This window comes from Gluconacetobacter tumulicola (genome assembly GCF_014174215.1).
Taxonomy (GTDB): domain Bacteria; phylum Pseudomonadota; class Alphaproteobacteria; order Acetobacterales; family Acetobacteraceae; genus Gluconacetobacter; species Gluconacetobacter tumulicola.
Genome location: NZ_JABEQL010000089.1, coordinates 1 through 518 on the forward strand (window position 1 = coordinate 1; position 518 = coordinate 518).

Genomic DNA, 518 nt, shown 5'->3' on the forward strand with positions numbered 1-518 from the left:
ATCAGAAAGCGGTCTGATTAATTTTCCGCAGAACTCTGCGGATATGGGCGATCATCAACCAGGCGTGGGATGACGAGATTGTTGCCTCGACATCCTTCGTGAGGCGGCGGCAGCGCCTGAGCCATGCAAAGCTGCGCTCCACGATCCAGCGTTTGGGCAGGACGACGAAGCCTTCGGCCCGATCGCTACGCTTGACGATCTCGATCGTCCATCGGCCGAGTTCAGCCAGCGCACTACGCAACTTCTCGCCGGCATACCCTCCGTCACCGATCAGATGGCGAAGCCAGGGGAACAATGAGCGTATCCTGGTCGCGACCAGCGGCGCGCCGTCACGATCCTGAACGTCGGCGGGATGCACGACAGCCGCCACGACATGACCCAGCGTGTCGGTCGCGATATGCCGCTTGCGTCCCTTGATCTTCTTGCCCGCGTCATAACCGCGAGGGCCGCCGTTTTCAGCGGTTTTAACCGATTGGCTATCGATAATGCCCACCGAAGGCGTGGCGTCTCGCCCGTCC

Annotated in this window: 1 protein-coding gene; it reads right to left on the reverse strand. The window is 61.0% G+C overall.

What is annotated here, in order from left to right:
- Position 1 precedes the first annotated feature (1 nt).
- The coding region (locus HLH29_RS19385) for an IS5 family transposase (RefSeq protein WP_182968996.1) at positions 2 to 518 on the reverse strand (517 nt) is incomplete at its 5' end.